The sequence below is a fragment of the Granulicella sp. WH15 genome, assembly GCF_009914315.1.
GTDB lineage: Bacteria > Acidobacteriota > Terriglobia > Terriglobales > Acidobacteriaceae > Edaphobacter.
Genome location: NZ_CP042596.1, coordinates 427769 through 452155 on the forward strand (window position 1 = coordinate 427769; position 24387 = coordinate 452155).

Sequence of the window (24387 nt, forward strand, 5' to 3'; positions counted from 1 at the left end):
TCTCATCCTTGCCACAAATCCAGATGCCCCCATGTCTCAAAGTTGAGACATGGGGGCATCTGAGGCATCTCTTTCTATAGAGGAACAACCGCAAAAGCGCCCTAACGCCGGGCGGGCGGTACTTCGTGCGGTCTTGGACGCTTCGCGTGAGAGACGCGCGTGCTACGGAATCAACTCCGTAGCACTCGCCGCACTCAACTGATGAATCGCATTCCACGTCGTCGCAAACGCATTCAACGCATCGTTGGTCGAAGACCGGGCATCCCGCAACGCATCGAGATAGTCGATCAACGCCAGCCCACCATGCTCAAACGAGAACTGCGAGATCGAAAGAATCTCCCGCGACTCATCCAGATAGTGCTCGCTGAACCGATCCGACAGCGCCTTGGCCCGCGTATATCCCACCCAGGCCTGGTCCACATCCGAGACCACCTGGTTCCGCGCCGCCGTCGCCGTCAACACGGTCGCATCCTGCTGCAACTGCGCCGTCTGCTTGTTGCCCTGGTTCCGGTCAAAGAACCGCAGCGGAACGCTGACCGCGAAGCCTGCCGCGTTGTAGGTGCCGACACGGCTGTACTCGCCCTGGAGAGTAGGATCGGTGGTTCCGTTAGCGAAGGCCAGACGCGTGTTCGCCGTGGCCGCCGTCACCGCAGCGTTGGCCGCGGCGTAGTCGGGGCGTTTGGCCAGTGCGGCCTGAATCAGATCCTGCTTCGCATTGGTCACCACGGGAGGAACGATGTCTCCGGTGATGTCGAACGCCTCGGTCGGGGTCTCCACCCCGATGAGGGTCTGGAGCTGGTCGCTGGCCTGAAGCAGGTTGATCTCATCATTCGCGGCATCGCTCTCGAAGTCGCCCAGTTGCAGGTCGAGCCGTTCGTAGTCGAGCTTGCCCAGGTCGCCCGCCTTGTAGCGGTCGCGGCTGATCTCCACCTCGTGCCGATAGTCCTTAAGGTTCTGGTTCGCGATCTCAAGCGCGGCCTTCGCGATCAGCATTCTGGTAAAGGCCTGCTTGATCGTCAGCACCGTCTGCCGGACAGTATCTTCGAGCTGCGCCTGGGTCTGGCCGGTCGTGGCCCGCGCCGCATCCAGACGCCAGCGCCGCTTGTCGCCGCGCTCGAAGAGGCGGGAGACCAGCACGTCGTACTCGTAGGGATTGCCCTGGGTGCCGTTGCCGGGCAGGTTGACGCTGGTGCCGTCCACCGTCAGGTTCGGGTTCTGGCGCACTCCAGCCTGTAGCTCCTGCGCCCGAACCGCCCGCAGATTCGCCTGCGCGGCGAGCAGCAGAGGGTTTTTCGCCTCGGCCATCGCGACGATCTGTTGCAGCGTATAGGCTCCCGCCTTCGCGGCAGGCGGCTTGCGCGGATCGACTCCAACGCCGGTCTCAGCAGCATAGGCCGCCGCCGCAGGGCTTTGACCAGCCTGGGCCAGCACCGGCGCCGACAGCGCGGCCAACGTGCCCAGCACCCAAACGGCTTTTCTTACATCAAGCGGACTCATCACTGATCGAACTCCATCTCGCGCTTCGGCAGAATATCCGTGTCGCGCGCAATCCACACATACAGCGTCGGCAGCAGGAAGACGCTGATGAGCAGCGCTCCCACCAACCCGCCTACAATCACAATCGCAAACGGCCTCTGCGAGTCGGAGCCGATCTCGTGCGAGGTCGCCGCGGGCAGCAGGCCCAGCGTGGCTACCAGCATCGTCATCATGATCGGCCGCAACCGCAGCACCGCGCCTTCGATGGCCGAAGACTCCACGCTATGCCCGGCCACGCGCATCTGGTTGATGTACTCCAGCATGATGATGCCGGTCTGCACCGACACGCCGAACAGAGCGAGGAAGCCCACGCCCGACGAAACGCTGAAGTGCGTCTTCGTCAACAACAGCGCCAACATTCCGCCGAACGGAGCCATCGCCACGTTCGCCAGGATCAGCGTCGCCCACTTGAACGATCCAAACATGCCGTACAGGATGATGAAGATCAGCATGATCGTCAGCGGCAGCACGATCATCAGCCTGCGAGAGCTGCGCTTCTGGCTCTCGTACTCACCGGCCCAGTCGATCTTGTATCCCGGCGGCAGCTTCACCTGCGAGCTCACCTTCGCGATCGCCTCTTCCACGGTGCTGCCCAGGTCGCGGTTGCGCACACTGTACTTGATGGCGACGTAGCGCAGCCCGCCCTCGCGGTAGATCTCCTCGGCTCCGTCTTCGATCTTCTGCTTGGTCACCTGCGAGAGCGAGACCCGCTCGCCCGTCGGAGACACCAGCCGAATATTCGCAATGGCCTCGGGAGTAGCTCGATACATCGGGCTATACCTCGCCGTCACGTCGTAGCGCGCATCGCCTTCGAGCACCTGGGTCACGGCGTTGCCGCCCACCGCGCTCTCAATTGCCTCCTGCACGTCCGACACATTGATGCCGTACCGCGCCGCCGCCTCACGATCTACCTCGAAGTTCAGGTTCGGCTGTCCGATCACCCGGAACAACCCGAGGTCGGCCACGCCCTTGATCCCCGACATCACGCCGACGATCTCATCGCCCTTGGCCTCGAGCGTCTTTAGGTCGGTGCCGTACAACTTCACCGCCAGCTCGCCCTTCACGCCGCTCACGGCCTCTTCCACGTTGTCCGAGATCGGCTGCGAGAAGCCCCAGACCACGCCGGGCATCTTCTCCAGCTCGCGGTCCATCGCCCCGATCAGCTCTTCCTTGTTCTCCTTGAAGACCGGCCGCCACTCTTTCTTCGGCTTCAGGTCCACGTAGTACTCGGTGTTGAAGAAGCCGGTCGTATCGGTGCCGTCATCGGGCCGCCCGATCTGGCTCACTACCTGCTTCACCTCGGGGAACGAAGCCAGCTTGATGCGCGCCAGGTCGGCCACGCGACGGCTCTCGGTCGGTCCCGTGCTGGGAGCCAGCGTACCGCGAACCCAGATCGCGCCCTCATCGAGGTGCGGCAGAAACTCTGAGCCCACCACGCCTGACATGCCCAGGAACACCGTGGCCCCAAACGCCGCCAGCGCCACGCCGAAGGTGATCGGCCGATGCTCGATGGCGAACTGCGCCGCATGGCGGTAGCCGTTCGTGATCCACTTCAGTACCGGGTTCTCCCACTCGGTGGTGCCCTTGCGGAAGAGGAAGCTTGCCAGCACCGGAGCCAGAATAATCGAGAAGATGAGCGCGCCCAGGAGCGCGAACGCCACCGTCCAGCTCATCGGCTTGAACAGGCGGCCTTCCACCGATTGCAGCGTAAAGATAGGCAGATACGCCGTGATGATGATGCCGATCGCATAGAACACGGGCCGCTGTACTTCATAGGCGGCCTCGCGAATCTGCTCCATCGGCGTCATGTCTTCGCGCTTGCCGTGGCTCAGGTGGCGGACGATGTTCTCGACCATCACTACCGCGCCATCGACCACCATGCCGAAGTCCAGCGCACCCAGGCTCAGCAGGTTCGCCGGAATATGCTTCAGGTCCAGGCAGATCGAGGCGAACAGCAGCGAGAAGGGAATCGTCAGCGCCACGATCAGCGCGCCGCGCAGATTGCCCAGGAACAGGAACAGGATGATGACGACCAGGATGATGCCTTCGGTCAGGTTGTGCAGCACCGTCTTCGTCGTCAGCCCCAGCAGGTCGCTGCGGTCGAGGAAGGGAACGATCTTCACCCCAGGCGGCAGCACATGCTCGTTCAGCTCCTTCACCTTCGCGTGGATGGCGACCAGCGTCTCGTCGGAGTTATCGCCCTTCTGCAGCAGCACCACGCCTTCCACGGCGTCCTGGTTATCGACGAGCTTGCCATCCTGCCGCCGGATCGCCTTGCCGATCTGCCCCAGACGGATCTTTGGTCCCTGCTGCACGGTGGCGATGTCGGAGACCCGCAGCGCCGTGCCGTTCTGCGTCTTCAGCACCGTCTGCTGAATGTCCTTGACGGTGTGGAAGAGCCCGACCTCGCGCACGTTGATCTGCTGCTGGCCGACCTCGATAAAGCTGCCGCCCGCGTTCACGTTATTCGCGGCGAGCTGCTGCGTCACCTGGCTCACACTCAGCCCGTACTGCACCAGCTTGTCCGGGTTCAGGATCACCTGGTACTCGCGCGTCACGCCGCCGAAGCTCGAGACGTCCACCACGCCCGGCACGCTGCGGAACTGCCGCTCCAGAGTCCAGTCCTCGAGGCTCTTCAGAGCCATCGTGTCGTACTGTGGGTTCGTGCTTTCGAGCTGATACCAGTAGATCTGCCCGACCGGGCTCCAGTCCGTCCCGATCTGCGGCTGCAACCCGTTCGGCAGCGTCACCTGCGAGAGCCGCTCCAGCACCTTGGCGCGGTTCCAGTCGTTGATGCTGTCGTCGTCGAAGACCATCGTCAGGCTCGAAAGCCCGGCCAGCGACGTCGACCGCAGGTGCGTCATGTGCGGGATACCGGCCATGGCGATCTCGAGCGGCACCGTCACCTGCTGTTCCACCTCTTCGGCGGCGCGGCCCGGCCACTGCGTAATCACGGTCACATAGTTGTTGGCGACGTCCGGATAAGCCTCGACCGGAAGGTTGTGGAACGAGATCCCACCCCAGACGAAGAGGAGGATGGCGATCACCAGGATGATGAACCGGTTGTTGAGCGCGAAATCGACGATCTTCCTGATCATTACTGAGCCGCCGTGTTCTGCAGCTCCAGCGCGTTGGCCACGACCTGCTGCCCAGCCTGCAGGCCCGAAACCACCTCCACCAGATTGCCGCTGAGCGTCTTGCCGGTCTTGATCTCGACCGTCTTGAACGTGCCCGTCGTATCGCCCGGCTCGAAGACAAACGCGCGGTCATGCAGATGCAGAATCGCATCGCCCGGCACTGCCACGCCCTCGATCGGCTTCTTGCCCGCGAACGTAGCGGTGGCAAACATCCCCAGCCGCAGAAGCCCCTGCGGGTTCTGCACCTGGATCCTCACCTTCGCCGTGCGAATGGTGGGATCGAGCACCGCGCCGATATCGTTGACGGTCCCCTTCAGCACCTTGCCCGGATACGCCGACAGCCGAATCTCGGCCTCATCGCCCAGCCGCACCTGTGCCAGGTCGTTCTCATACACGTCGCAGATGATCCATACATGCGAGAGGTCCGCGATGGTCAGCGAACCCGTCGAACCGGCGTAGGTCACACCTGCCGCGCCCGCCGCCGTGGCGTTCTGCGCCACGATCACGCCCGAGGTCGGCGCATGGATCGTTACCGTATCGCCCGGCTTGTTCTTATCGAGGCCCAGGATCCGCAACTGCTGTTCGCTTGCCGTCAGCAGCGCCAGCGAGTCGTCCTCGCCGTTCTGCGCGGTCTCGAGCTGCGTCTGCGGAATCGCGCCCTTGTCATACAGCAGCTTGTCGCGGTCCAGCGTAATCTTCGTCAGGTGCTCGTCGTTCACAGCCTTCAGGTAGTTGCCGAACGCGGTCGATACGTCCGGGCTCTGTACCTCCATGATGGGCTGGCCCTTCTTCACCGTGTCGCCCAGGCGCACGTACAGCGAGGTCACGCGGCCATTGGCCAGCGACAGCACCGGCAGTTCGCGCGAGACATCCGGGTTCACGCTGCCCGTCGCGTTCAGCGTGCTGAACGTCTGCTGCGCCACCGCCGTCGTCAGCGGAAACCGCTCCGGCTGGTCCACCTTGACGATGCCTGCGTTTGCCGCCGCGACCACGACCGGCGCGCTCGGCGGAGCCTCCTTGGCCTCGCGGCCTGTCTCTTCCTGCTTATGGCATCCGGCCAGCACCAGGCAAACCACACCACCGTACCCAGCCGCGCGCATGGCTCGGAATGAACTCTTTCCTAACACAAGACCTCCGAACCGTCCGATCACAAATAACTCTTTCCTGGCCGCCTGCCTGTCTTCGCGGCGGCCGTTTTCAATCAAGCTGCGTCCGTACCGGGCCGCATAGCCCCATTATGGGGGCTATATGTCACAATCCAATCGCAATCGTGGCTTCATTTGCGAAAGACGTTCCTTGCGGGGAAGAAGACGCGCCAGACCTCGAACATTCTTAAAGGAGAAACAGACGTACCTCAATGGTTGTAACTGCTTAGACTCGTCTAGCCGCATTTGGCGAGCCATGCGTCCGTTTTACCCGAGCTGCTCGCTCAGGGTGAACACTTTCTCCATCAACTGCCAGCGCGCCACGGGCGAGGCGTCCGCCGGAGCATCCTGAAACTGCCCCATCAGCGCCTCCCACTCCATTACCTTGGGGTTGGCCTTGTCGGCCTCCGCCTTGGCCTCAAACGAGAACGTATCCGCGACCTCCATAATCATGAACATCCGTGTGCCCAACAGGTAGATCTCCATCTCGGTAACCCCTGACCCCACCAGGCTGGCCTTGACCTCCGGCCATACATCCTCGTGATAGCGCCGATAGGCCGCAATCTTCTCCGCATCGCGCTGCAAATCCAGTGTTAGACAGTAACGTCTCATCGTGAACCCATCTCCCCATCAAAGGTTGCGTCGCCCTCAACTCTAAATGCTCCCGGCCGGGAAAAGGCCGCTGGAATCGCTCCCCGGCAGCCCTCGAGTTACCCCCATTCCCCTGCGGGCTATCTGGAACCAAGTATCGTTATTCCCTCGTTCCTGTCCGCTTTCGGAACCGCGCAACTAACCGTAATTCATTGAAATGCATCCACTTCAACAGACCTTCACTCGTCCGTACTAAACTTCACCTACTGTTGCATCTCACCCTCGCACCAAGAGAGAGCCTTCAACGACAATGCAAATCGCCTCCGTTGGTTCAGCCTTCCCCAAGCACCGCTACACTCAGTCCGAGATATCGCAGGCCCTTCTTACCCGCTGGGAAGGTAAGCTCGAAGAGCCCCGGCTCCTCACCCGTCTTCATGCCAACTGCGGCGTAGCCACCCGCTATCTGGTCTTTCCCATCGAGCACTACACCACGCTCGTAGGCTTCAAGCAGACCAACGACGCCTGGATCGCCGCCGCCGTCGAGCTGGGCCAGCTCGCCATCGAGCGCGCCCTGGCTCCGCTCGGCCTCACCGCCGCCGACATCTCCGCCATCTTCTCGGCCACCGTCACCGGCGTCGCGTCGCCCACCATCGACGCCCGCCTCATCAACCGGATGCCGTTCCCGACCAGCGTCAAGCGCACCCCCATCTTCGGCCTGGGCTGCGTCGCCGGAGCCGCCGGCATCGCCCGCGCCTCGGATTACGTCCGCGCCTTCCCCGACCAGATAGCGCTGGTCCTCTCGATCGAGCTGTGCTCGCTCACCTGGCAGGACGATGACCAGTCCATCGCGAACCTCATCTCCACCGGCCTCTTCGGCGATGGAGCCGCCGCCGTCATCGTCATCGGCGACGACGTCAAGCTGCCCAATCCCTCCACCGGCCCCAAGATTCTCGCCACCCGCAGCACCTTCTATCGCCACACCGAGCACGTCATGGGCTGGGATATCCGCGACAGCGGCTTCCGCATCGTCCTCTCGCCCGACGTCCCCAAGGTGGTCGAGGCCAACCTGCGCGGCGACGCGGAGAGCTTCCTGGCCGATCAGGGACTGAAGCTATCGGATATCAGCTCCTACATCTTCCACTCCGGCGGCCCCAAGGTCTTGGAGGCTACCGAAAAGGCCCTCGGCCTGCCCGAAGGAGCGGAAGGAGCGCTGGCCCTGAGCTGGAAGTCCCTCTCCGAGGTCGGCAACCTCTCAGCAGCGTCGGTCCTGTGTGTCTTGGAAGACACTCTCAAGAACCACCCCGGCAAGCCCGGCACCTACTCGATCCTGGCCGCGATGGGGCCAGCCTTCTGCCTGGAGCTGGTCCTCCTCCAGTGGTAATCCAGCCGTAGCCGTTGTTCTTGTCGTTGCCGTTGCTTGTTTTCTTGGTTGTCATTCAGGAGCGAAGTGGAGGAATCTGCTTCTGCTGTTGTCTTTGTCGTTGCTTCTGGGGTAGGTCCGGGCTTTAGCCCGGACATTAAAACCCGCCACTGACGCGGGCTTTAGCCCCCGAGGTATGCTTCCTTCAACCTCGCCGCAAATGATCGTGCCCCATCTCTCGACTTTGAGATATGGGGCACTTTTCTATTTGAAAACAACAACAAAAGCGCCCTAACGCCGGGCGGGCGGCACTTCGTGCGGTCTTGGACGCTTCGCGTAAAAGCTCTACTTCAACCCACTCAAAAACATCCCCACCGCCTTCAACCCCACCGCACTCCCCGCCGTCTGCTGATGCCCCACCCCCGGCAACACCACAAACTTCTTCTCCCCCGCCGCACTCGCCGCAAACACCTTCCGCCCCTGCGCCATCGGCACCATCTTATCCGCGCCCCCATGCAGCATCAGCAACGGAGCCTTCGACTTCTTCACCCGCCCCACCAGGTCGAAAGCCTCCACCACCCCCGCGTCCAGCTTGATCCCCTTCAGATCCTCATCGGTAAGCCCCTGCGTCTTCGCATACACCGGAATCTCCTCGGCAGCCGAAGCAATCGTCCCTGCCAGAATCATCCCCTTCACCGGCCTCTGCACCGCCACACTGGTGGCAATCGCGGTCCCCATCGCAAACCCATACACCACGACCGGCCCGCCCGCCCGCTTCACCGCAAAGTCGTACTCGGCAGCGGCATCGGCCCGAAACGCGGCCACCCCAGCCTCACCCATGCTGAACCCGTACCCACGATAGTCGAAGACCACCACCTGCGCCCCGGCGGCGGCAATCGACCGATAGAGCGACTCCGAGTGGTCCACCGTCATATCGTTGTCATTAAAGAACAGCACCGTCGGCGCACCGGCCTTCGCAGAGGCAAAGCTCCATCCCCGCAGCACCACGCCGCCGCCCCGCTCCAGCGTCACCTTCTCGCGCCCGGCTGCGACGGTCCAGTCGCCCAGCGGAGCCGTAGGCGGGGGCTGCGGCAGCACCATATCCGCCGAGACTTCCATCCCCTGCTGTTGCGCCTGCAACCCCATTGCGCTCATCACCAGCCCCAGCGCCAACGCTCTGACTCCCAAAACGGAAAGAGACTTCATCCGGCGAGATTAGCATGGCATCGTTGCCGATTCACGACTACCATCTAAACTCATTCCGTACACTGGAGTTGGATTCGGCATCGAAAACGTTACAGGACACGACGATTGGGAGACCGCACGCATGGACGACGTAACCACCCGCATCATCGAGCTGATCGCCAAATCGAAGTCCATCCCGGTAGACAGCATCACCCCGGAGAGCACCTTCGATGAGCTTCAGATCGATTCTCTCGATAAGATCAACCTGACCTTCGAGGTGGAAGACATCTTCTCCATCGAGATCCCCGACGATTCGCTCAACTCGCTCCGCACCGTTGCCGATGTAGTCGACGGTGTCAACTCTCTCCTGGCCGCCAAGACCCAGCCTCAACACTAACCCGGCGAGCCGGATACACCCCGGAGAGCACCTGCACCATCTCGACCGACCGTTCTACTCCAATCCGGGAATCATCCCAGCACGAAATCAGGAACCCCATGAACCGCGTAGTCATCACCGGCCTCGGCTGCATCACCCCCATCGGCAACACCGTCGCCGAGTTCACCACCAGCCTCTTCGCCGGCACCTCCGGCATCGCTCCCTTCACCACGCTCTTCCCCGAGCCGCCCACGGGCGATCCCGGCCTGCGCTTCAAGCACATGGCCGAGGTCAAGGGCTTCGACCCCTACGCCCACATGACCTCCGGGGCCGTCGTGGCCACCGAGCGCTCCGCCCAGCTAGGTGTCGTCGCCGCCCGTCAGGCCGCTCTCGAAGCCGCCCTGCGCGACCACCACGCGCCCGAGAACACGGCCATCGTCCTCGGCTGCTCCACCGGCGGCCGCCACGCCGAAGAGCCGGAGACCAAGAAGCTCTACACCACCAACGGCCGTGTCCACCCGCTCACGGTCCCGCGCTCTATGGCCTCCTCCGGAGCCAGCCAGATCGCCATCGACCTCGGCATCACCGGCCCCACGCTGAATATCTCCACAGCCTGCGCCAGCTCCACCCACGCCATCGGCCTGGCCTTCCAGATGGTCCGCAGCGGCCTGGTCACTGCGGCCCTCACCGGCGGCCACGAAGCCCCGCTGACCTTCGGCTTCCTCCGCGCCTGGGACTCGATGCGCGTCGTCTCCCCCACCGGCTGCCGCCCCTTCTCGGCCGACCGCGACGGCATGACCCTCGGAGAAGGCGCAGCCATCCTGATCCTCGAGAGCCTCGCCTCGGCAAAAGCCCGCAACGCCACCATCTACGCCGAGATCCTCGGCTTCGGCATGTCCTCGGACGCCCACCATATCACTCAGCCCAAGCCCGAGGGAGCTACCGCCGCCATCCACGCCTGCTTCCGCGACGCCGCCCGCACCCTGCAAGAGACCGACCAGCCCGGCAACGCCCAGTCCCTGATGGAAGAGGTCGGCTACATCAACGCTCACGGCACCGGCACCGTCGTCAACGATCAGGTCGAGTCCGCCGCTATCCACGCGGTCTTCGGTGCGCGCGCGCCGCACATTCCGGTTTCTTCCACTAAGAGCCTCCACGGCCACTCCATCGGTGCCAGCGGAGCTATCGAAGCCGTCGCCACGGCCCTGGCCCTCCACCGCGGTCAGCTCCCGGCCACGGCCACCACCCAGACCGTCGACCCCACCCTGAACCTCGACCTGATCCTCAACGCCCCTCGCCCTACCGGCCCCACAGTCGCGATCTCCAACTCGCTGGCCTTCGGCGGCCTCAACGCCGTCATCGCCCTGCGCACCTTCGCCTGATCCGAACTAAAGGCCGTGGCCGTTGTCTGTTTTCTTGGTTGTCATTCAGGAGCGAAGCGGAGGAATCTGCTTCTGCTTTTGTCTTTTTTGCTTCTGGATACCTCAAAAGCAGAGGCAAAAGCGTCCTCACATCGGAGTACTTCGTGCCGTACTCGAAAGACCGGCACTTCGTGCGGTTCTCGTGTTTACAACACACAACTCACAACCATTCGATACCATAGCCACAAATGGTCTCCATCCTAATCCTCACCAAAAACGAGCAACAGGATCTCCCCGCCTGCCTGGCCTCCGTCGCCTGGTCCGACGACGTCCACGTCTACGACTCCCTCAGCACCGACGCGACCGTAGCCATCGCCCGCGAGGCCGGAGCCCGCGTCACCGAGCGCCCCTTCGACAACTGGGCCGCCCACCAGAACTGGGCGCTCCAGAACATCCCCTTCCGCCACCCCTGGGTTCTCTACATCGACGCCGACGAGATCGTCACCCTCGCCCTCCGCGACAGCGTCCTCGCCGCCTCCGAGAACCCCGGCGACCACGTCGCCTTCCGCATTCAGCGCCGCGATTTCTTCTCCGGAACCTGGCTCCGCCACGTCCAGACCTCGCCCTTCTACATGCGCCTCTTCCGGCCCGAGAAGATGCGTTACGAGCGCCTCGTCAATCCCATCTCCATCCCCGACGGCCCGGTCGGCCAGCTCTCCGGCTACCTCGACCACTTTCCCTTCAGCAAGGGCATCGGCCACTGGGTCGACCGCCACAACAAGTACAGCGCCTTCGAGGCCTCGCAGATCGTTACCAACCGCCGTGGCCGCGAGCCCTTCAGTCTCGTTTCGGCCTTCACCGAGAAGGACTTCCACAAGCGCCGCTACCACCAGAAAGAACTTTTCTACCGTCTGCCCGCGCGTCCGTTAATTAAGTTCCTGCTCCTCTACGTAGCCAAGCGCGGCTTCCTCGACGGCATCCCCGGCCTCCGCTACTCCATCCTGCAATCCATCTACGAGTACTTCATCGTCCTGAAGACCGAAGAGCTGCAACAGGCCGAGTCAGAACCAACAAAGACGCCCTAACGCCGGGGCACTTCGTGCTGTACTTGGCTTCGCGTGGTCCTCCCGTTGGTCGGAAATAAAGATTCTCGCTGCCGACCAGTGGGAAGCCCCCATACCGCCCCGAGAACAGCACGAAGTGCCGAAGTACACTAGACGCATGTGCGGAATCGTCGGTTACATCGGTCCCAAGTCAGTCGTCCCCGTCATCATTGAAGGTCTTCGCCGCCTCGAGTACCGTGGCTACGACTCCGCAGGCATCGCCGTCGGCGGCGCACCCGAAGCCCCCGGAGAACTGGCCCTCCGCCGTGCCCCCGGCAAGCTCAAGAACCTCGAAGCCGTCATCGCACAGTCGCCGCTGCACGGCACCTTCGGCATCGGCCACACCCGCTGGGCCACGCACGGCCGCCCCACCGAGGAGAACGCCCACCCTCACCGCGACGGCACCGGCACCCTCGTCGTCGTCCACAACGGCATCGTCGAGAACTACCTCTCGCTCAAGCAGGGCCTCATCGCCAAGGGCCACCGCTTCCAGTCTGAGACCGACACCGAGATCATCGCGCACCTGATCCAGGACGAGCTGGAACTGCACGCGGCTCAACACGCGGCTGGGCACACCGCCGAGGCCGCCGAGACCAACGAGTCCACGGCAGCCCTTACCTCCTCGGCCTTCGAGATCCTGCCGCTCGAAGAGGCCGTCCGCCGCGCCGTCAAGCGCCTCACCGGAGCCTTCGCCATCGGCGTCCTCTCGGCGCACTCGCCCAACAAGCTCGTAGCCGCCCGCATGGGCCCGCCCGCCGTCCTCGGCATCGGCGAAGGCGAGTTCTTCCTCGCCTCCGACGTCCCCGGCATCCTCCACCACACCCGCAACATCCACTTCCTGCAAGACGGCGAGGTCGCCACCCTCACCCTCGACGGCATCACCCTCACCGACTTCCACGGCGCGCCCCTGCCGCTGCGGGTGCAGCGCATCACCTGGGACCCCATCCAGGCCGAAAAAGCGGGCTACAAGCACTTCATGCTCAAGGAGATCAACGAGCAGCCCCGCGCCGTCCGCGACACCACGCTGGGCCGCGTCTCGCTCGACACCGGCGAGGTCTTCCTGCCCGACATGCAGATCACCGCCGAGGAGTTCCGCACCACCACCGGCATCACCATCGCGGCCTGCGGCACCTCGTGGCACAGCGGCCTCGCGGCCAAGTTCATGATCGAGCGCCTGGCCCGCCTGCCGGTCGATGTCGACTATGCCAGCGAGTACCGCTACCGCGACCCCATCCCGGACGCCACCATGCTGGGCCTGCTCATCACCCAGTCGGGCGAGACGGCCGACACCATCGCCGCCCAGCAGGAGCTGATCCGCAAAGGCTCGAAGACGCTGGCCATCTGCAACGTCGTCGGCTCGGCGATCACGCGCGCGGCGGCGGGCACCATCACCACCAACGCCGGCCCTGAGATCGGCGTAGCCAGCACCAAGGCCTTCACGGGCCAGCTCACGGCGCTCTTCGTCTTCGCGCTGTACCTGGCGCAGCAGCGCGGCACGGTCTCATCTGCGGAGTCGCTCCACCTGGTCACCGAGCTGGCCCGCATCCCCGGCAAGATCGAAGAGATCCTGCGGTCGGTAGACGATCAGTGCCACCAGCTCGCCAAGTCGTTCTCGACGGCCCGCGACTTCCTCTTCCTGGGCCGCGGCATCCACTACCCCATCGCGCTCGAGGGCGCTTTGAAGCTGAAGGAGATCAGCTACATCCACGCCGAGGGCTACCCTGCGGGCGAGATGAAGCACGGCCCCAACGCCCTCATCGACGAGACGCTACCGGTGGTCTGCATCGCCACCAAGGACCCTGCGGACCCGTCGAGCGTGCTGAAGTACGAGAAGACCCTCTCGAACATCCAGGAGGTCACAGCCCGCTCGGGCCGCGTCATCGCCATCGCCATCGAGGGCGACCATGAGATCCAACAGCTAGTCGAGCACGTCATCTACATCCCCGCCGCCCCGGAGCTGCTACTGCCCATCCTCGAAGTAGTCCCCCTGCAACTCCTCGCCTACCACATCGCCGTAAGAAGAGGCTGCGATGTGGATCAGCCCAGGAATCTGGCGAAGAGCGTAACAGTGGAGTAGACGTTTTATCTCCGAAGTACATAAAGGCGATAGCCCGCCGGTGTAAAGGGGCGACCTACACTTTGCACCGGCAACAGTCTTCTTTCAGTTACCAGGCTATAGTTCCGGCTCAACCAGAGATCGAACTGTGGCCATAAAGCGATCTTCTGGTAATTGGAGGGGCCGGACGGAAATAACGACTCACTGATGACTAAAATCTGCGGCGGGTTTTGAACGTCGCGTAAGAAGGCCGCGCGTGACAGAGAGACGGCGTCTCCTCCGTTGTGGAATAAGAACTCGTCGTATAGGGCCCTGGAACTCTGTCGAAGATGCAGCTTATAGAGCGTCTCTACGCAGCCCGAGATCGAATCGACGCACTGAATCCGGCCCGAAAGAGCTGCGACATCGGGACCGCTCGTCGCCCCGAGATCGCTGCGCAACATCTCCACAAACTGCCGATGTTGCCAGTCGTAGTGACTCGCCTTCCATACCGAAGAAGGGCCGAGGACAAAGCTTGTCCAGATCAAAAGCGAGAGTGCGGCAAGTTGCTGGAATCGATTGCCGCGCAGCATCTCCGACAGGTCTTCGCAGGCCAGTATGAGGAGAAATACGAGGAGCGGATAACGCTGATATAAAAATCCCTTGCCCTGCAGGAAATAAGAGAGCAGGCCGATGCCCATGGCAGCCCAGAGGACGATCTTCTCGGATGGGAGCGCGGATAGGTCGATGTGGCCCGAAGTTCTGGTTCGGACAAGCAAAGAGATAAGCCAGAGACTTGCAAAAGGTAATAAAGGAGAGATGCCGCTGTAAAGCAGCTTGGAGATGCGGGCATGGCCGGTGGCTGAATGAAAGCGCGCCAGCTTGAACATGCAGAAGATGAAAGGCTGGAGCGCCTCCTTGTGAGAAAGCCATGCCACGCAGACAATACAGGGAACTAGAAAACCTGCAATCGCTACCAGCAGGGAAGTGAGGGCTTTCTTCTCTCTCCGGAACACCCCCACCAAGGGGAGCAGCAAGAGAAGGATCAGCGTCGGCTTAATCAGTGTGGCCATCCCGACGCATACGCCAAAGCCCCCTCGCAGGTCCCATCGTTCGCTGCGATTGCCACGAACGAGAAGCGCCGTAGCTGCGATCGCCAGCGCCGCCGCCGTCAGGTCGCGTTGACCGGCCTGTTCGACTCCATCCCTGGCGTGAATAAGGGCAAAGATGCACGCGGCCCACACTGCCGGAAATCGCCTTCGGGCTGGAAGCAAAAGCCACATCGCCCCGCCGATCAGCAATAAGAGCCCGAAGTCATAGAAGCGCCATGCCAGGTCGGAATCCCCGAAGAGCCTGATCGTCACCCAGTCGGCCACATAAGAGCCGGGCAAGTTGATGTCGAAGATGTCTTTATAGGGGACTACCCCTGACTGCATCTCGGACGCAACATAGTGCATGAGGGCTTCGTCGCCCGTAACCGGCCAGTGTATTGTTTGTACGGCAAATAACGCGACGCAAAACAACAAGGCGGCCGACGCAATACGTTCCAACTTTGTAGCTAGATCCACTTTGCTCCTGCGTAGGACGAATGACTCGCCAGTAAACTACATCGCCGCAGGAGCCGGCCTCTCCAGTGCAGTCCAGTGATGAAAATAAAATAAGACGGGCTTACTGTCCTTTTTCGCCGAAGACTTAGCGGAAGAAGACACTGCGACTTCACAGGATAGCTGGTAGATGGCTCGCCTATGAATTATTCTTCCCCTACGCTTTCAGATATCAGGGTTCAGGAGAAGAGATGACCTTCGGCAACAGGACTATTTTAACGCGCCTCCTCAGCATCGCGTGCATGGCCGCCGCCCTCACCGGCGTTGCCCACGCCTACCCGCCCTCGCACGGTCCGGCCAAGGGCTACCTCCTCATCACCGGCGGAGCCACCGAGCCCCGCGACTACGAGCGTCTGGTCAAGATGGCTGGAGGCGACAAGGCCAACATCGTTGTCATCCCCAACGGCTCCGTCACCAAGCCCACCGAGCAGGCCGCCCTCCAGGAGCAGTACTGCGGAGCTAAAAGCCCCTTTGCCGCCTTCCCCGGCGTCCCCTGCACCGTCATCTACACCAATGATCCCAAGGTCGCCAATACTCCCGCCTTCGTCGCGCCGCTCAAGAAGGCGACCGGCGTCTGGTTCGTCGGCGGCCGCCACTGGCGCATCGCCGACGCCTACCTCGACACCCTCACCCAGAAGGAGCTCTTCGCCATGCTCGACCGCGGCGGCGTCATCGGCGGCGGCTCCGCCGGAGCCACCATCCAGGGCTCCTACATGGTGCGCGGCTCGGCCGTGCCCGACGACAACACGATCATGATGGCCCCCGGCCATGAGATCGGCCTCGGCTTCGTCACCAACGCCACCTTCGACCAGCACGTCGACGTCCGCCACCGTGAGAACGACATGGCCGTCGTCATCAAGGCCCACCCGGACCTCCTCTGCTTCGGCCTCGATCAGGCCACCTCGATCACCGTCCACGGCGACACCGTTCTGGTCAACGGCCCCAAGCGCGTCGCGGTCTGGGACGGCAAGGACCACGACGGCAAGGGCTACTACTACCTCCGCACCGGCGACAAGCTGAACCTGGTGAACCGGGTTCCGACCTTCGTCCCGCACCCGGACGAGCCTGCCGCCAAGTAGCTGATTTCAGCTATTTTCCCCAAATAACCGGAGTTTTCACCTGAAATTGACTGGACTTTAACCCCGCGCGGGAGCACCCTTAGGGCAGTATCACAAGGGTTCTTTATGTTTCACAAAAATGTACTAAGCTCCCGCGTGGGGCTCCAGCCAAGCGTATTCTCCGATTCAAGCCTCCCCACTCCAAACTCCACGGGACTTCGCCTGATGCCATCCCCGGCACGAGGCGAGACCACCCCCCAGCCGCACTCCCCGCTCCTCGACCTGGTTGTCATCACTGCCCGGCGCTGCTCCAGCTTCTTCGCCGAGGCGGCCGTGCTCGTCCTCGTCTTCGGCATCCTCGACTTCTTCATGCTCAAGGGCCGCATCGACGCCGCATGGATCGTCGGAGCACTCAGCATCTCGCTCGGTCTGCTGGCCGCCAGCATCGCCACGGACTTCGGTGCCCATCGTTGGATGAAAGCTCATCCCTAGCGTCGCCCGCGAGCACGACCCCACCCATATTGAATAATTACCGCTCGTAGACGGTCCGGTGCCCGCGCACCCACCAGCACGCGCCCGCGCCCGTCTGCGGCAGCAGCGACAGGCTGCAATCGACCACGGTCGTCCCGTCCGCGTAGTATTCCTCTTTATTTCCCTTCAGCGGCGCGACGATCACCCGGTTCACCTGCACCGTCGCTACGCCGCCGCCGCGCGCCACCCGCACCCGCCACACCGCCCAGTCGCCGAACCACACTACCGCCGCCGCTACCAGCAGCCCCACCACCCCGTTGGTCACCATGCGTCTCAGGCTCATCAGCGCAGAGTATCAGAACCAGAGAAGGCACCCTCTGGTGACCTCTCAAAGTGCACGTTCAGCCAACCTTTTGGGGAGACCTGCATCAGAAAAAATAGGAAATCAACAGCAAAGACGTGCCCTTCCCCATATCTGCATTACTTCCCTCGCCCCTGGCTCACCGGAGTAAAACCGTGTTTTCCCGCGGGAGAATCGAGGTATGCTGAACGTGCTAAGGCCAGACTTCAAATTCAGGAGCCCTCCCATCAGAGCCACTAAGATCCTATCCCTCCTCGCACTTCTCCCTTTGGTCGCGAATACTCAGGTCGCTAAGGCACAGGCAGCCGCCAAGGCCCCCGACACCTTGGTCTTCACCAACGGTGAACAGATCACGGGCGACCTCGAAAGCGCCGACAGCTCCGGCATCAAGTTCAAAAGCCCCATGGTTGGGGAGATCACCGTCGTCTGGGCCAATATCAAGTCCCTCGACACTTCCAAGTCATTTGCCGTCATCCCCAAGAACGTGAAGCTTACCCGCCGGGACGCGGTAGCTGATGTTCCCCAGGGCGCGGTCGCGGCAACCGGCAAGGATATCGTTGTCACAGCTCCGGCTGGCTCCAAGAACGTTCCGGTGGCCGACACCAACCTGCTCATGCCCACGCCCGACTTCCTCAAGGCCGTCCACAGCAACCCGGGCATCCTGCACGGCTGGGCCGGACTGGCCACGGGCGGTGTAAGCCTGGTGCGCGCCACTCAGAACTCCACGACCTTCAATGGAGCCATCGGCCTGGTACGCGCCGAGCCGAGCGCCACCTGGCTGCCGCCCCGCTCGCGCACGTCGCTCGACTACAACCAGTCCTACGGTACGGTCACGCAGCCGGGAGTTGACGAGATCAAGACCAACATCTTCCACGCCGATGCGGAGCGGGACGAGTACTTCAGCCCGCGCCTGTTCGCCTTCGGCAACGTCGCCTTCGACCACAACTTCTCGCAGTCCCTGGACCTGCAGCAGGCATACGGCGGCGGTATCGGTATCACGCTCATCAAGTCTCCCGTGCAGCAGTTGGATCTTCGGGCCGACGTGCACTATGAGAAGCAGGAGTTCTTCGATACCACGGTGGGCCAGAACGAGAACCTGGTCGGATCGACCTTTGCCGAGACTTATGTCCGTCATCTGCAGAAGGGCATCCTCCTCAACGAGTTCGGCAGCGTCTCGCCGGCGTGGAACAACAGCAACGCCTACTCGGCGCACGTCAACGCGAGCCTGGTCTTCCCGGTGTACAAGGGGTTGGGCTTCAACGTGACGGCTATCGACGACTACCTGAACAACGCGCCCGTCGGCACCAACCAGAACTCCACCCAGTTCAACGTGGGCGTCACCTACACCATCAAACCCCGGTAAGTACTTGGGCGGGATCGTCCTCTGAGGCCCTCCCGTCGGTCGGAAGCGAGCAGCTTTCGGTCGGCGGGAGGGCCTTTGTTGTTGTCTGATCCTCACTTGCGGGCAGGGCTGAATTGACTCCCCTCGATCCCTCTGTGATTCACTGGTATTTATGATCTTGAAGGCGTTGATCGTCGATGACGAACCACTGGCACGGCAGGAGCTTCAGTATCTCGTAGAGGCAGTCGATGGCGTGGAGGTCGTCGCCATCGGAACCAACGGCATCGAGGCCGTGGATCTGGTCCGCGCGCACCGGCCCGACCTGATCTTTCTCGACGTCCAGATGCCCGGTCTGGACGGCTTCGGCGTGCTGAAGAAGCTGATTGACAAGAAGATGCCGTTGCCGCAGGTGGTCTTCGCCACCGCCTATGACCGCTACGCCGTGCGCGCGTTCGAGGTGAACGCGGTCGATTACCTGCTCAAGCCCTTCGACGGCGACCGCGTGCGCCAGACCATCACCAAGGCCCGGGCCAGACTGGCAGCGACCGTCGCGGAGGCGGTCGAACCCGACCAGCCCAACGACCCGACGCCGGATTCTCCACTGGATGCGAACCTGGACGCCAAACTGGACGCGCTGTTGCGCCTGGTGGAGGAGGCCACTCAGACTCCCCGTACCAACCCCGGCAAGATCGTCGTCCGGGCGCAGAACCGGCTGCTATTGGTGGATCAGCGCGAGATCTGCTTCGCCTCTATCGAAGAGGGCGCGATCTCGGTCATGACGACCTCGGTGGATGGCCAGTCGAACTGCCGCACTCTCGAGGAGCTGATGGAGCAGCTCGACCCAGCGATGTTCTGGCGAGCGCACCGCTCGTATGTGGTCAACATCCAGCACATACGCGAGGTGGTGCCGTGGTTCAAGTCCAGCTACCAGCTACGCATGGACGACGCCAAACGCACCGAAATTCCGGTAAGCCGGTCCCAGACAAAGAGGCTGCGAGAGCTTTTCAATCTGTAACTTATAGAGTTACAGATTGAAAGCTGTCCCGCCGGACGGGCCTCTTGAGCGGCGGGCGGCACTTCGTGCTGTACTTGGCTTCGCGTGGTCCTCCCGCTGGTCGGGAAGAGAGATTCTCGTCAGTCGTGGAAGGCGCGTAACCTTGCTGGTGTGTGATCTTCGGCCAGGTCGTGCCCACACAGCTCGCAGTAGATATCCGTAATCTGAACTCCGCGATAGCATCGCCCGCAAACCGCCGACACCTGAAACTGGCACTGAGGACAGAAGTGGCAGTTGGACGATATCTCGGTGGAGCAGTGCGGGCAGCGCGTCAGCAGAGGCTGACGCAGCAGGAAGTAGACCACCGCGCCGATTCCGCCCGGCATCACGATCACGATCAGCAGCCACAGCCCGGCGGGCATCTTGCGCAGCTTCACGTCGCGGCTCACATAGCCCACCAGCAGCACATAGCTCGCGACCAGCGTTCCCCACGAGTAGCCCATCAGCAGACGCATCGGCAGCAGCTCGTGCTTATGGTGCGGCATGATGTAGTGGAACAGGTACTGCATCAAGCCGAAGCCGATAACGGCCAGCACGATCGACCACCGGGGAATCATGCCCAGATCGTCGCCGGCGTTGTTCCACTCGGCCTTCTCGTCTCCGCTGCCGGATTCTCGCTTCCCACTACTCCAAGGCGTCGTCATCGCGGGTTCCTGCCCTCATCACCGGCCTGTCCGTTGCTGCGCCGGAACCACACCCAGGCCAGCAGGGCTGCCGAGAGCGGCAGCGACCACATCATTTGCACCAGCAACTGCTGGCTGGCGTCGGGAATGCCGCTGGGCGCGATCTCATACTCATCGAGCACCGTCCATACCGCAACGCACACAGCCATCAGCAGGCTGGCGCACACCAGAGAGGGAATCCACAGGCTGCGCACCTTGCTGCGCCGAGCCCGCAGGATGTTGGCCCGCTCGCGCACAATGCGGTGCGTCCGGTTGGCCACGGTGGCCGAGATGGCTGCTCCGTTCATCATTCGGCTGGCGTTGATGGCGCTGCGAATGGTGTTGCTGTCGTCCCGTCCTTCTGCCTGGCCTTCGATCGGGTTCCCGATACGCGAGGCCGATTCGAAAGAGTCGTATTCGATGCTCATAGCCCCCCGCTTCCGGTTGCGCGCACACGCCGCATCTGCTCCATCTCCGGTTTCAGCGCCGCCAGGCCACGGTACAGCCTGGACTTCACCGTCGATAGAGGAGCCTGGGTCACGCCCGCGATCTCTTCGAGCGACATCTCTTCGTGAAACCGCAGCACCAACACTTCGCGATAGTTCGGCTCCAGCCGCAACAGCACCTCTGCCACCTCGGCCCGGCTCTCGCGCGTGGCAAACTGCTCAAGCGGAGAGGGCGCGTCGAGCGCGACTTCGAACGGCCGCTCGTCGTCCCCGGCCTCGCTCATCTCGTCCAGGCTGACCATCGTACGCTTGCGCGAGAGGTCGATAACCAAATTGCGCGCGATGGTGAACAGCCAGGTGTCGAAGCGGGCCTTGCCGTTGTACTGCGCGCCGCGCAGCAGCACCCGCATCCAGGTCTCCTGGAAGAGGTCTTCGGCCACCTCGCGCTTGCCGGTCAGGAAGAGCAGATAGCGCAGCAGCCGGTGCTGGTACAGCTCGATCAGTTGATCGAGCAGCTCCGGATCGTTGCGCTTCAGTCCACGGGCGATGGCAAGATTTTCGCGCTCAGTCGTCGCGACCATCTCCGCAGTCAGAATCTGCCGTGCCGTGATCATGTTCTTCAAGACGAGATGTTTCTCCGGAAAGTCTCTAATTGGGGGTATTTTCGCATTTAAAGCTGGCGTCACCGCAATTCTAAGCCCATATGGCGGAACGGACGGAAGAAAAACGGCGGATATAAAGGGGTAAACTAGAGTTTATGGAAGTTCTCTACGGCCTCCACCCTGTCGAGGAGGCTATCCGCTCAGGCAGCCGCCGTCTCGACTACGTGCTCGTCTCTCGCGACCGCCGCGACAAGGGCGACGACCGGCTCCAGCGCATCATCGATCTGTGCAAGGCAGCCGGTGTGCGCTGCTCGGTCGAATCGAAGGATCAGCTTACCCGCATCGCCCGCACCGACGCCCACCAGGGCGCGGTGGCCGCGGTGCGTGAGCGCCAGTTTCTGGCCATTGAAGACCTGATCGCCGCGCCGCCGCGCTTCAATCGCAAGTTCTACCTGGCGCTCGACGGCGTGGAAGACCCGCACAACCTGGGCGCGTTGCTGCGCTCGGCCGATGGCGCGGGCGTGGACGGCGTCCTGTTGCCGGATCGGCGATCCGCGCCTATCAGCGGCGTGGTGGCCAAGACCTCGGCCGGTGCGTCCGAACATGTGCCCATCGCCCGCGTCACCAACCTGGTGCGTTCGCTCGAGCAGCTCAAGAAGGCCAACACCTGGGTGCTGGGGCTCGATGAGCGCGGCACGCCCGACTACACCGACTTCGACTTCAACACCGACTGCGTGCTGGTATTGGGTTCCGAGGGCACGGGCCTGCACGACCTCGTCAAGAAGACCTGCGACCACCTGCTGCGAATTCCGATGGCGGGCAGCGTCTCCTCGCTGAACGTCTCGGTGGCGGGCGCGGTCGTGATGTACGAGGCGCTGCGCCAGCGCCGATCTCCACTCGCTCCGCCCGCTGTCGTGGCCAAACCCGTAAAACCCCGCAAAGGCCTCGGCTCGTGATCCGAAACAAAACCCTCCGGCAGCACGCCTTTCCCGTTGCTCTTTTCGCCGCTCTTGCAAGCACCGGGCTGCGTGCTCAGTCTCCGGAGGCCGTACCGGCCGAGCCGGCGCCGCCTCCCGGTCAGGTGCTTTTCTCGACCGACGCCGTCAAGGCAGCACCAGCCTCCACGACCGCGCCGGACAAAGCTCCCGACACGCCTGTCACCGACGCCGAGCGCAGCTCCGTTGCGATCACCGCGACCGACCTCGACCTGCATCTGGCGGCTCCGCACGCCGAGGCCCAGGCCACGCTGACGATCCGCAACATCGGCTCCGCGCCGCTGGTCCGGATTCCGTTGCAGCTCTCGAGCGCGTTGCGCTGGCAGAGCATCGCTGCTGGCTCCGCGAGCGGCCTGCGCCCCGTGCCGTTCACGCAGTCGCCCATCGCGACGGACACCGACCACACCGGCTACGCGCAGGAGGCGGTGCTCACCCCCGTCGAGCCGCTCGCGCCCGACGCAACCCTCACCCTCACCATCTTTTACGCTGGCGACCTGCGCCAGTCAGCCGCTCGGCTGGAGCTTCTCGGCTCCCCCGCAGACCGCGCCGCCTTCGCCGACTGGGACCAGGCCGCAGCGGATTGGATCGGCCTGCGCGGCTTCGGCAACGTCCTTTGGTATCCGGTCGCGGCACCCACGGCGCTGCTCGGCGATGCCAACCGGCTCTTCGAGGTCGTCGGCCAGCAGCGCCTCCAGCAGGAGTCCGCGACCTTCCACCTCCGGCTCACGGTAGAGTACGCGGGCGAAGCCCCCAGCGTAGCCATCTTCAACGGCCGTACGCAGCCGCTCGACAAGCTCGACGATACCCAGGACGCCCCGGTCGCCGAGACCCACGGCGTCGCCACCGCCGACTTTGGCACGCATCCCACCGGCTTCCGCAGCCCCAGCCTCTTCGTGCCGCCGCAGCCTGCGGTCGTCACCGGCGGCGAGCTGCTGGCAGTGGTTACGCCAATCTCCGAGTCCATCGAACCGCTGGCCGCTGCCGCCGCAGAGGTGCAGCCGCTGCTGCAAGACTGGCTTGGACCGACGCCCACGCAGCCGCTGACGGTGCTCGACCACCCCGGCCAGTCCTTCGAGGACGATGCCCTGCTGGTCACGCCGCTCGACCCCAACGCCACGGCGGACGATCTCTCCGCGCAGGCGGTCCACGGGCTGGCTCACTCATGGCTGCGCTCGTCGCAGCCGTGGATCAACGAGGGAGTCGCCCAATTTATGAACCTGCTCTGGATCGAGCGCAAACTCGGACGCCCGGCGGTGGTCGCCGAGCTTCAGCACCAGGCCACGCTGGTCGCGCTCGCCGAGCCGGATCTCACCACCCCTAAAGCCTCGGCCACCGAATCCAGCTCCCAGTCCACGGAGTTGGGACAGCCGCTCGTCCACAGCAGCTCCGAGGTCTTCTTCCGCAACAAGGCCGCCGCCGTCTTCTGGCAATTGCGCGATATCGTCGGCGACGACACCCTCAAACGCGCCTTGCAGGCTTATCGTCATAGCGAGCAGCTCAACCCCGCTTTCGACACCGATCCCAAAGCCTTTCAGCACACGCTCGAGCGCCTAGCCAAGCGCGATCTGAACTGGTTCTTCGACGACTGGGTCTACCGCGACCGCAGCCTGCCCGACCTCACCATCCTGAGCGTGGCCCCGCGCCCTCTGCCCGACAGGCCGGGCAAGAACGCGGGCTACCTGGTCGCGGTGGAGGTACACAACGAGGGTGACGCCGTCGCCGAGGTGCCGGTGACGGTGCGCAACGGCACCTTTACGGCCACCGAGCGGCTGCGTATTCCCGGCGGCGGCACGGCCTCCACCCGCATCGTCTTCGAGGGCGCGCCGGACCAGGTGCAGGTGAACGACGGCACGGTTCCGGAGCTGAGAAACAGCATCCACACCCGCGAAGTGCAGGTAAAGATCACGCGGCCATAAGGTGCTTCGGTACGGGCAACGCCCCAGACAGCATTTGCGGTAGAGGT

21 protein-coding genes are annotated in these 24387 nt (G+C 63.1%); 11 read left to right on the forward strand and 10 right to left on the reverse strand.

The window, feature by feature from the left end; translation table 11 throughout:
- Positions 1–162: 162 nt before the first annotated feature.
- The 4 genes from FTO74_RS01875 to FTO74_RS01890 all read right to left on the reverse strand — a co-directional run bounded on the left by FTO74_RS01875 (position 163) and on the right by FTO74_RS01890 (position 6430).
- Positions 163–1497 (reverse strand): TolC family protein, encoded by a 1335-nt coding sequence (locus FTO74_RS01875; protein WP_162536621.1) that lies wholly within the window; start codon positions 1495–1497, stop codon positions 163–165.
- A complete protein-coding gene (locus FTO74_RS01880) occupies positions 1497–4634 on the reverse strand; it encodes a CusA/CzcA family heavy metal efflux RND transporter (RefSeq protein WP_162536622.1) in 3138 nt (1045 codons plus the stop codon). Before FTO74_RS01880 ends, FTO74_RS01875 begins: the two co-directional genes overlap by 1 nt.
- Positions 4634–5773 (reverse strand): efflux RND transporter periplasmic adaptor subunit, encoded by a 1140-nt coding sequence (locus FTO74_RS01885; RefSeq protein ID WP_162536623.1) that lies wholly within the window; start codon positions 5771–5773, stop codon positions 4634–4636. The genes FTO74_RS01880 and FTO74_RS01885 overlap by 1 nt, the downstream gene beginning before the upstream one ends.
- Positions 5774–6085: 312 nt before the next feature.
- Positions 6086–6430, reverse strand: coding sequence for an L-rhamnose mutarotase (locus FTO74_RS01890; protein WP_162536624.1), 345 nt, complete (start codon positions 6428–6430; stop codon positions 6086–6088).
- A gap of 289 nt (positions 6431–6719) precedes the next feature.
- On the opposite strand from FTO74_RS01890, the gene FTO74_RS01895 reads away from it, so the two are divergent.
- Positions 6720–7790 (forward strand): 3-oxoacyl-[acyl-carrier-protein] synthase III C-terminal domain-containing protein, encoded by a 1071-nt coding sequence (locus tag FTO74_RS01895; protein WP_162536625.1) that lies wholly within the window; start codon positions 6720–6722, stop codon positions 7788–7790.
- Positions 7791–8114: 324 nt separating this feature from the next.
- Here the strand turns inward: FTO74_RS01895 and FTO74_RS01900 are convergent, their stop codons facing one another.
- Positions 8115–8975: an alpha/beta fold hydrolase gene (locus FTO74_RS01900; protein WP_162536626.1), complete on the reverse strand. Its 861-nt coding sequence runs from the start codon at positions 8973–8975 to the stop codon at positions 8115–8117.
- Between the two features lie 121 nt (positions 8976–9096).
- Here FTO74_RS01900 and FTO74_RS01905 point away from each other — a divergent pair, with 121 nt between their 5' ends.
- From FTO74_RS01905 to glmS, 4 genes are all read left to right on the forward strand, one after another.
- Positions 9097–9351, forward strand: coding sequence for an acyl carrier protein (locus FTO74_RS01905; RefSeq protein ID WP_162536627.1), 255 nt, complete (start codon positions 9097–9099; stop codon positions 9349–9351).
- 98 nt (positions 9352–9449) lie between these two features.
- Positions 9450–10712 carry a beta-ketoacyl-[acyl-carrier-protein] synthase family protein gene (locus tag FTO74_RS01910; RefSeq protein WP_162536628.1) on the forward strand — a complete coding sequence of 421 codons (1263 nt, stop codon included), beginning with the start codon at positions 9450–9452 and terminating at the stop codon, positions 10710–10712.
- A 227-nt stretch (positions 10713–10939) separates the two neighbouring features.
- The gene (locus FTO74_RS01915; RefSeq protein WP_162536629.1) at positions 10940–11776 is read left to right on the forward strand and encodes a glycosyltransferase family 2 protein; all 837 of its coding nucleotides are present in this window, start codon (positions 10940–10942) and stop codon (positions 11774–11776) included.
- A gap of 136 nt (positions 11777–11912) precedes the next feature.
- Positions 11913–13871: a glutamine--fructose-6-phosphate transaminase (isomerizing) gene (glmS, locus tag FTO74_RS01920; RefSeq protein WP_162536630.1), complete on the forward strand. Its 1959-nt coding sequence runs from the start codon at positions 11913–11915 to the stop codon at positions 13869–13871.
- A 5-nt stretch (positions 13872–13876) separates the two neighbouring features.
- Here glmS and FTO74_RS01925 read toward each other — a convergent pair whose 3' ends face one another.
- On the reverse strand, positions 13877–15397 hold the full coding sequence (locus tag FTO74_RS01925) for a hypothetical protein (protein ID WP_162536631.1): 1521 nt from the start codon (positions 15395–15397) through the stop codon (positions 13877–13879).
- Positions 15398–15624: 227 nt separating this feature from the next.
- Between FTO74_RS01925 and FTO74_RS01930 the strand changes: the two genes are divergently transcribed.
- Positions 15625–16512 carry a Type 1 glutamine amidotransferase-like domain-containing protein gene (locus FTO74_RS01930; protein ID WP_162536632.1) on the forward strand — a complete coding sequence of 296 codons (888 nt, stop codon included), beginning with the start codon at positions 15625–15627 and terminating at the stop codon, positions 16510–16512.
- Positions 16513–16716: 204 nt separating this feature from the next.
- Positions 16717–16983 (forward strand): hypothetical protein, encoded by a 267-nt coding sequence (locus tag FTO74_RS01935; RefSeq protein WP_181955718.1) that lies wholly within the window; start codon positions 16717–16719, stop codon positions 16981–16983.
- A 37-nt stretch (positions 16984–17020) separates the two neighbouring features.
- Here FTO74_RS01935 and FTO74_RS01940 read toward each other — a convergent pair whose 3' ends face one another.
- Positions 17021–17305, reverse strand: coding sequence for a hypothetical protein (locus FTO74_RS01940; RefSeq protein WP_255462448.1), 285 nt, complete (start codon positions 17303–17305; stop codon positions 17021–17023).
- 286 nt (positions 17306–17591) lie between these two features.
- Between FTO74_RS01940 and FTO74_RS01945 the strand changes: the two genes are divergently transcribed.
- Together FTO74_RS01945 and FTO74_RS01950 are read left to right on the forward strand one after the other, a co-directional pair.
- Positions 17592–18686 (forward strand): DUF481 domain-containing protein, encoded by a 1095-nt coding sequence (locus FTO74_RS01945; protein ID WP_162536633.1) that lies wholly within the window; start codon positions 17592–17594, stop codon positions 18684–18686.
- A gap of 151 nt (positions 18687–18837) precedes the next feature.
- Positions 18838–19680, forward strand: coding sequence for a LytTR family DNA-binding domain-containing protein (locus FTO74_RS01950; RefSeq protein WP_162536634.1), 843 nt, complete (start codon positions 18838–18840; stop codon positions 19678–19680).
- Positions 19681–19799: 119 nt separating this feature from the next.
- On the opposite strand, the gene FTO74_RS01955 is transcribed toward FTO74_RS01950, so the two are convergent.
- Genes FTO74_RS01955 through FTO74_RS01965 form a run of 3 tightly spaced genes read right to left on the reverse strand, consistent with a single transcriptional unit; the run spans position 19800 to position 21441 of the window.
- The gene (locus FTO74_RS01955) at positions 19800–20363 is read right to left on the reverse strand and encodes a zinc ribbon domain-containing protein (RefSeq protein WP_162536635.1); all 564 of its coding nucleotides are present in this window, start codon (positions 20361–20363) and stop codon (positions 19800–19802) included.
- Positions 20360–20809 carry a hypothetical protein gene (locus FTO74_RS01960; protein WP_162536636.1) on the reverse strand — a complete coding sequence of 150 codons (450 nt, stop codon included), beginning with the start codon at positions 20807–20809 and terminating at the stop codon, positions 20360–20362. Before FTO74_RS01960 ends, FTO74_RS01955 begins: the two co-directional genes overlap by 4 nt.
- Positions 20806–21441: an RNA polymerase sigma factor gene (locus FTO74_RS01965; RefSeq protein ID WP_162539644.1), complete on the reverse strand. Its 636-nt coding sequence runs from the start codon at positions 21439–21441 to the stop codon at positions 20806–20808. Before FTO74_RS01965 ends, FTO74_RS01960 begins: the two co-directional genes overlap by 4 nt.
- A 143-nt stretch (positions 21442–21584) precedes the next feature.
- On the opposite strand from FTO74_RS01965, the gene rlmB reads away from it, so the two are divergent.
- Both rlmB and FTO74_RS01975 read left to right on the forward strand, forming a co-directional pair.
- Positions 21585–22385, forward strand: a complete 801-nt coding sequence (gene rlmB, locus FTO74_RS01970) for a 23S rRNA (guanosine(2251)-2'-O)-methyltransferase RlmB (protein WP_162536637.1) — start codon at positions 21585–21587, stop codon at positions 22383–22385.
- Complete coding sequence (locus tag FTO74_RS01975) at positions 22382–24340, forward strand: M1 family aminopeptidase (RefSeq protein ID WP_162536638.1); 1959 nt, start codon at positions 22382–22384, stop codon at positions 24338–24340. Before rlmB ends, FTO74_RS01975 begins: the two co-directional genes overlap by 4 nt.
- Positions 24341–24387 lie beyond the last annotated feature (47 nt).

What these genes read in the sequence shown, in the direction of transcription:
- FTO74_RS01875 (WP_162536621.1), bottom strand. Translation starts at nt 1,497, where the DNA reads ATGAGTCCGCTTGATGTAAGAAAAGCCGTTTGGGTGCTGGGCACGTTG.
- FTO74_RS01880 (WP_162536622.1), bottom strand. Translation starts at nt 4,634, where the DNA reads ATGATCAGGAAGATCGTCGATTTCGCGCTCAACAACCGGTTCATCATC.
- FTO74_RS01885 (WP_162536623.1), bottom strand. Translation starts at nt 5,773, where the DNA reads ATGCGCGCGGCTGGGTACGGTGGTGTGGTTTGCCTGGTGCTGGCCGGA.
- FTO74_RS01890 (WP_162536624.1), bottom strand. Translation starts at nt 6,430, where the DNA reads ATGAGACGTTACTGTCTAACACTGGATTTGCAGCGCGATGCGGAGAAG.
- FTO74_RS01895 (WP_162536625.1), top strand. Translation starts at nt 6,720, where the DNA reads ATGCAAATCGCCTCCGTTGGTTCAGCCTTCCCCAAGCACCGCTACACT.
- FTO74_RS01900 (WP_162536626.1), bottom strand. Translation starts at nt 8,975, where the DNA reads ATGAAGTCTCTTTCCGTTTTGGGAGTCAGAGCGTTGGCGCTGGGGCTG.
- FTO74_RS01905 (WP_162536627.1), top strand. Translation starts at nt 9,097, where the DNA reads ATGGACGACGTAACCACCCGCATCATCGAGCTGATCGCCAAATCGAAG.
- FTO74_RS01910 (WP_162536628.1), top strand. Translation starts at nt 9,450, where the DNA reads ATGAACCGCGTAGTCATCACCGGCCTCGGCTGCATCACCCCCATCGGC.
- FTO74_RS01915 (WP_162536629.1), top strand. Translation starts at nt 10,940, where the DNA reads ATGGTCTCCATCCTAATCCTCACCAAAAACGAGCAACAGGATCTCCCC.
- glmS (WP_162536630.1), top strand. Translation starts at nt 11,913, where the DNA reads ATGTGCGGAATCGTCGGTTACATCGGTCCCAAGTCAGTCGTCCCCGTC.
- FTO74_RS01930 (WP_162536632.1), top strand. Translation starts at nt 15,625, where the DNA reads ATGACCTTCGGCAACAGGACTATTTTAACGCGCCTCCTCAGCATCGCG.
- FTO74_RS01935 (WP_181955718.1), top strand. Translation starts at nt 16,717, where the DNA reads ATGCCATCCCCGGCACGAGGCGAGACCACCCCCCAGCCGCACTCCCCG.
- FTO74_RS01940 (WP_255462448.1), bottom strand. Translation starts at nt 17,305, where the DNA reads ATGAGCCTGAGACGCATGGTGACCAACGGGGTGGTGGGGCTGCTGGTA.
- FTO74_RS01950 (WP_162536634.1), top strand. Translation starts at nt 18,838, where the DNA reads ATGATCTTGAAGGCGTTGATCGTCGATGACGAACCACTGGCACGGCAG.
- FTO74_RS01955 (WP_162536635.1), bottom strand. Translation starts at nt 20,363, where the DNA reads ATGACGACGCCTTGGAGTAGTGGGAAGCGAGAATCCGGCAGCGGAGAC.
- FTO74_RS01960 (WP_162536636.1), bottom strand. Translation starts at nt 20,809, where the DNA reads ATGAGCATCGAATACGACTCTTTCGAATCGGCCTCGCGTATCGGGAAC.
- FTO74_RS01965 (WP_162539644.1), bottom strand. Translation starts at nt 21,441, where the DNA reads ATGATCACGGCACGGCAGATTCTGACTGCGGAGATGGTCGCGACGACT.
- rlmB (WP_162536637.1), top strand. Translation starts at nt 21,585, where the DNA reads ATGGAAGTTCTCTACGGCCTCCACCCTGTCGAGGAGGCTATCCGCTCA.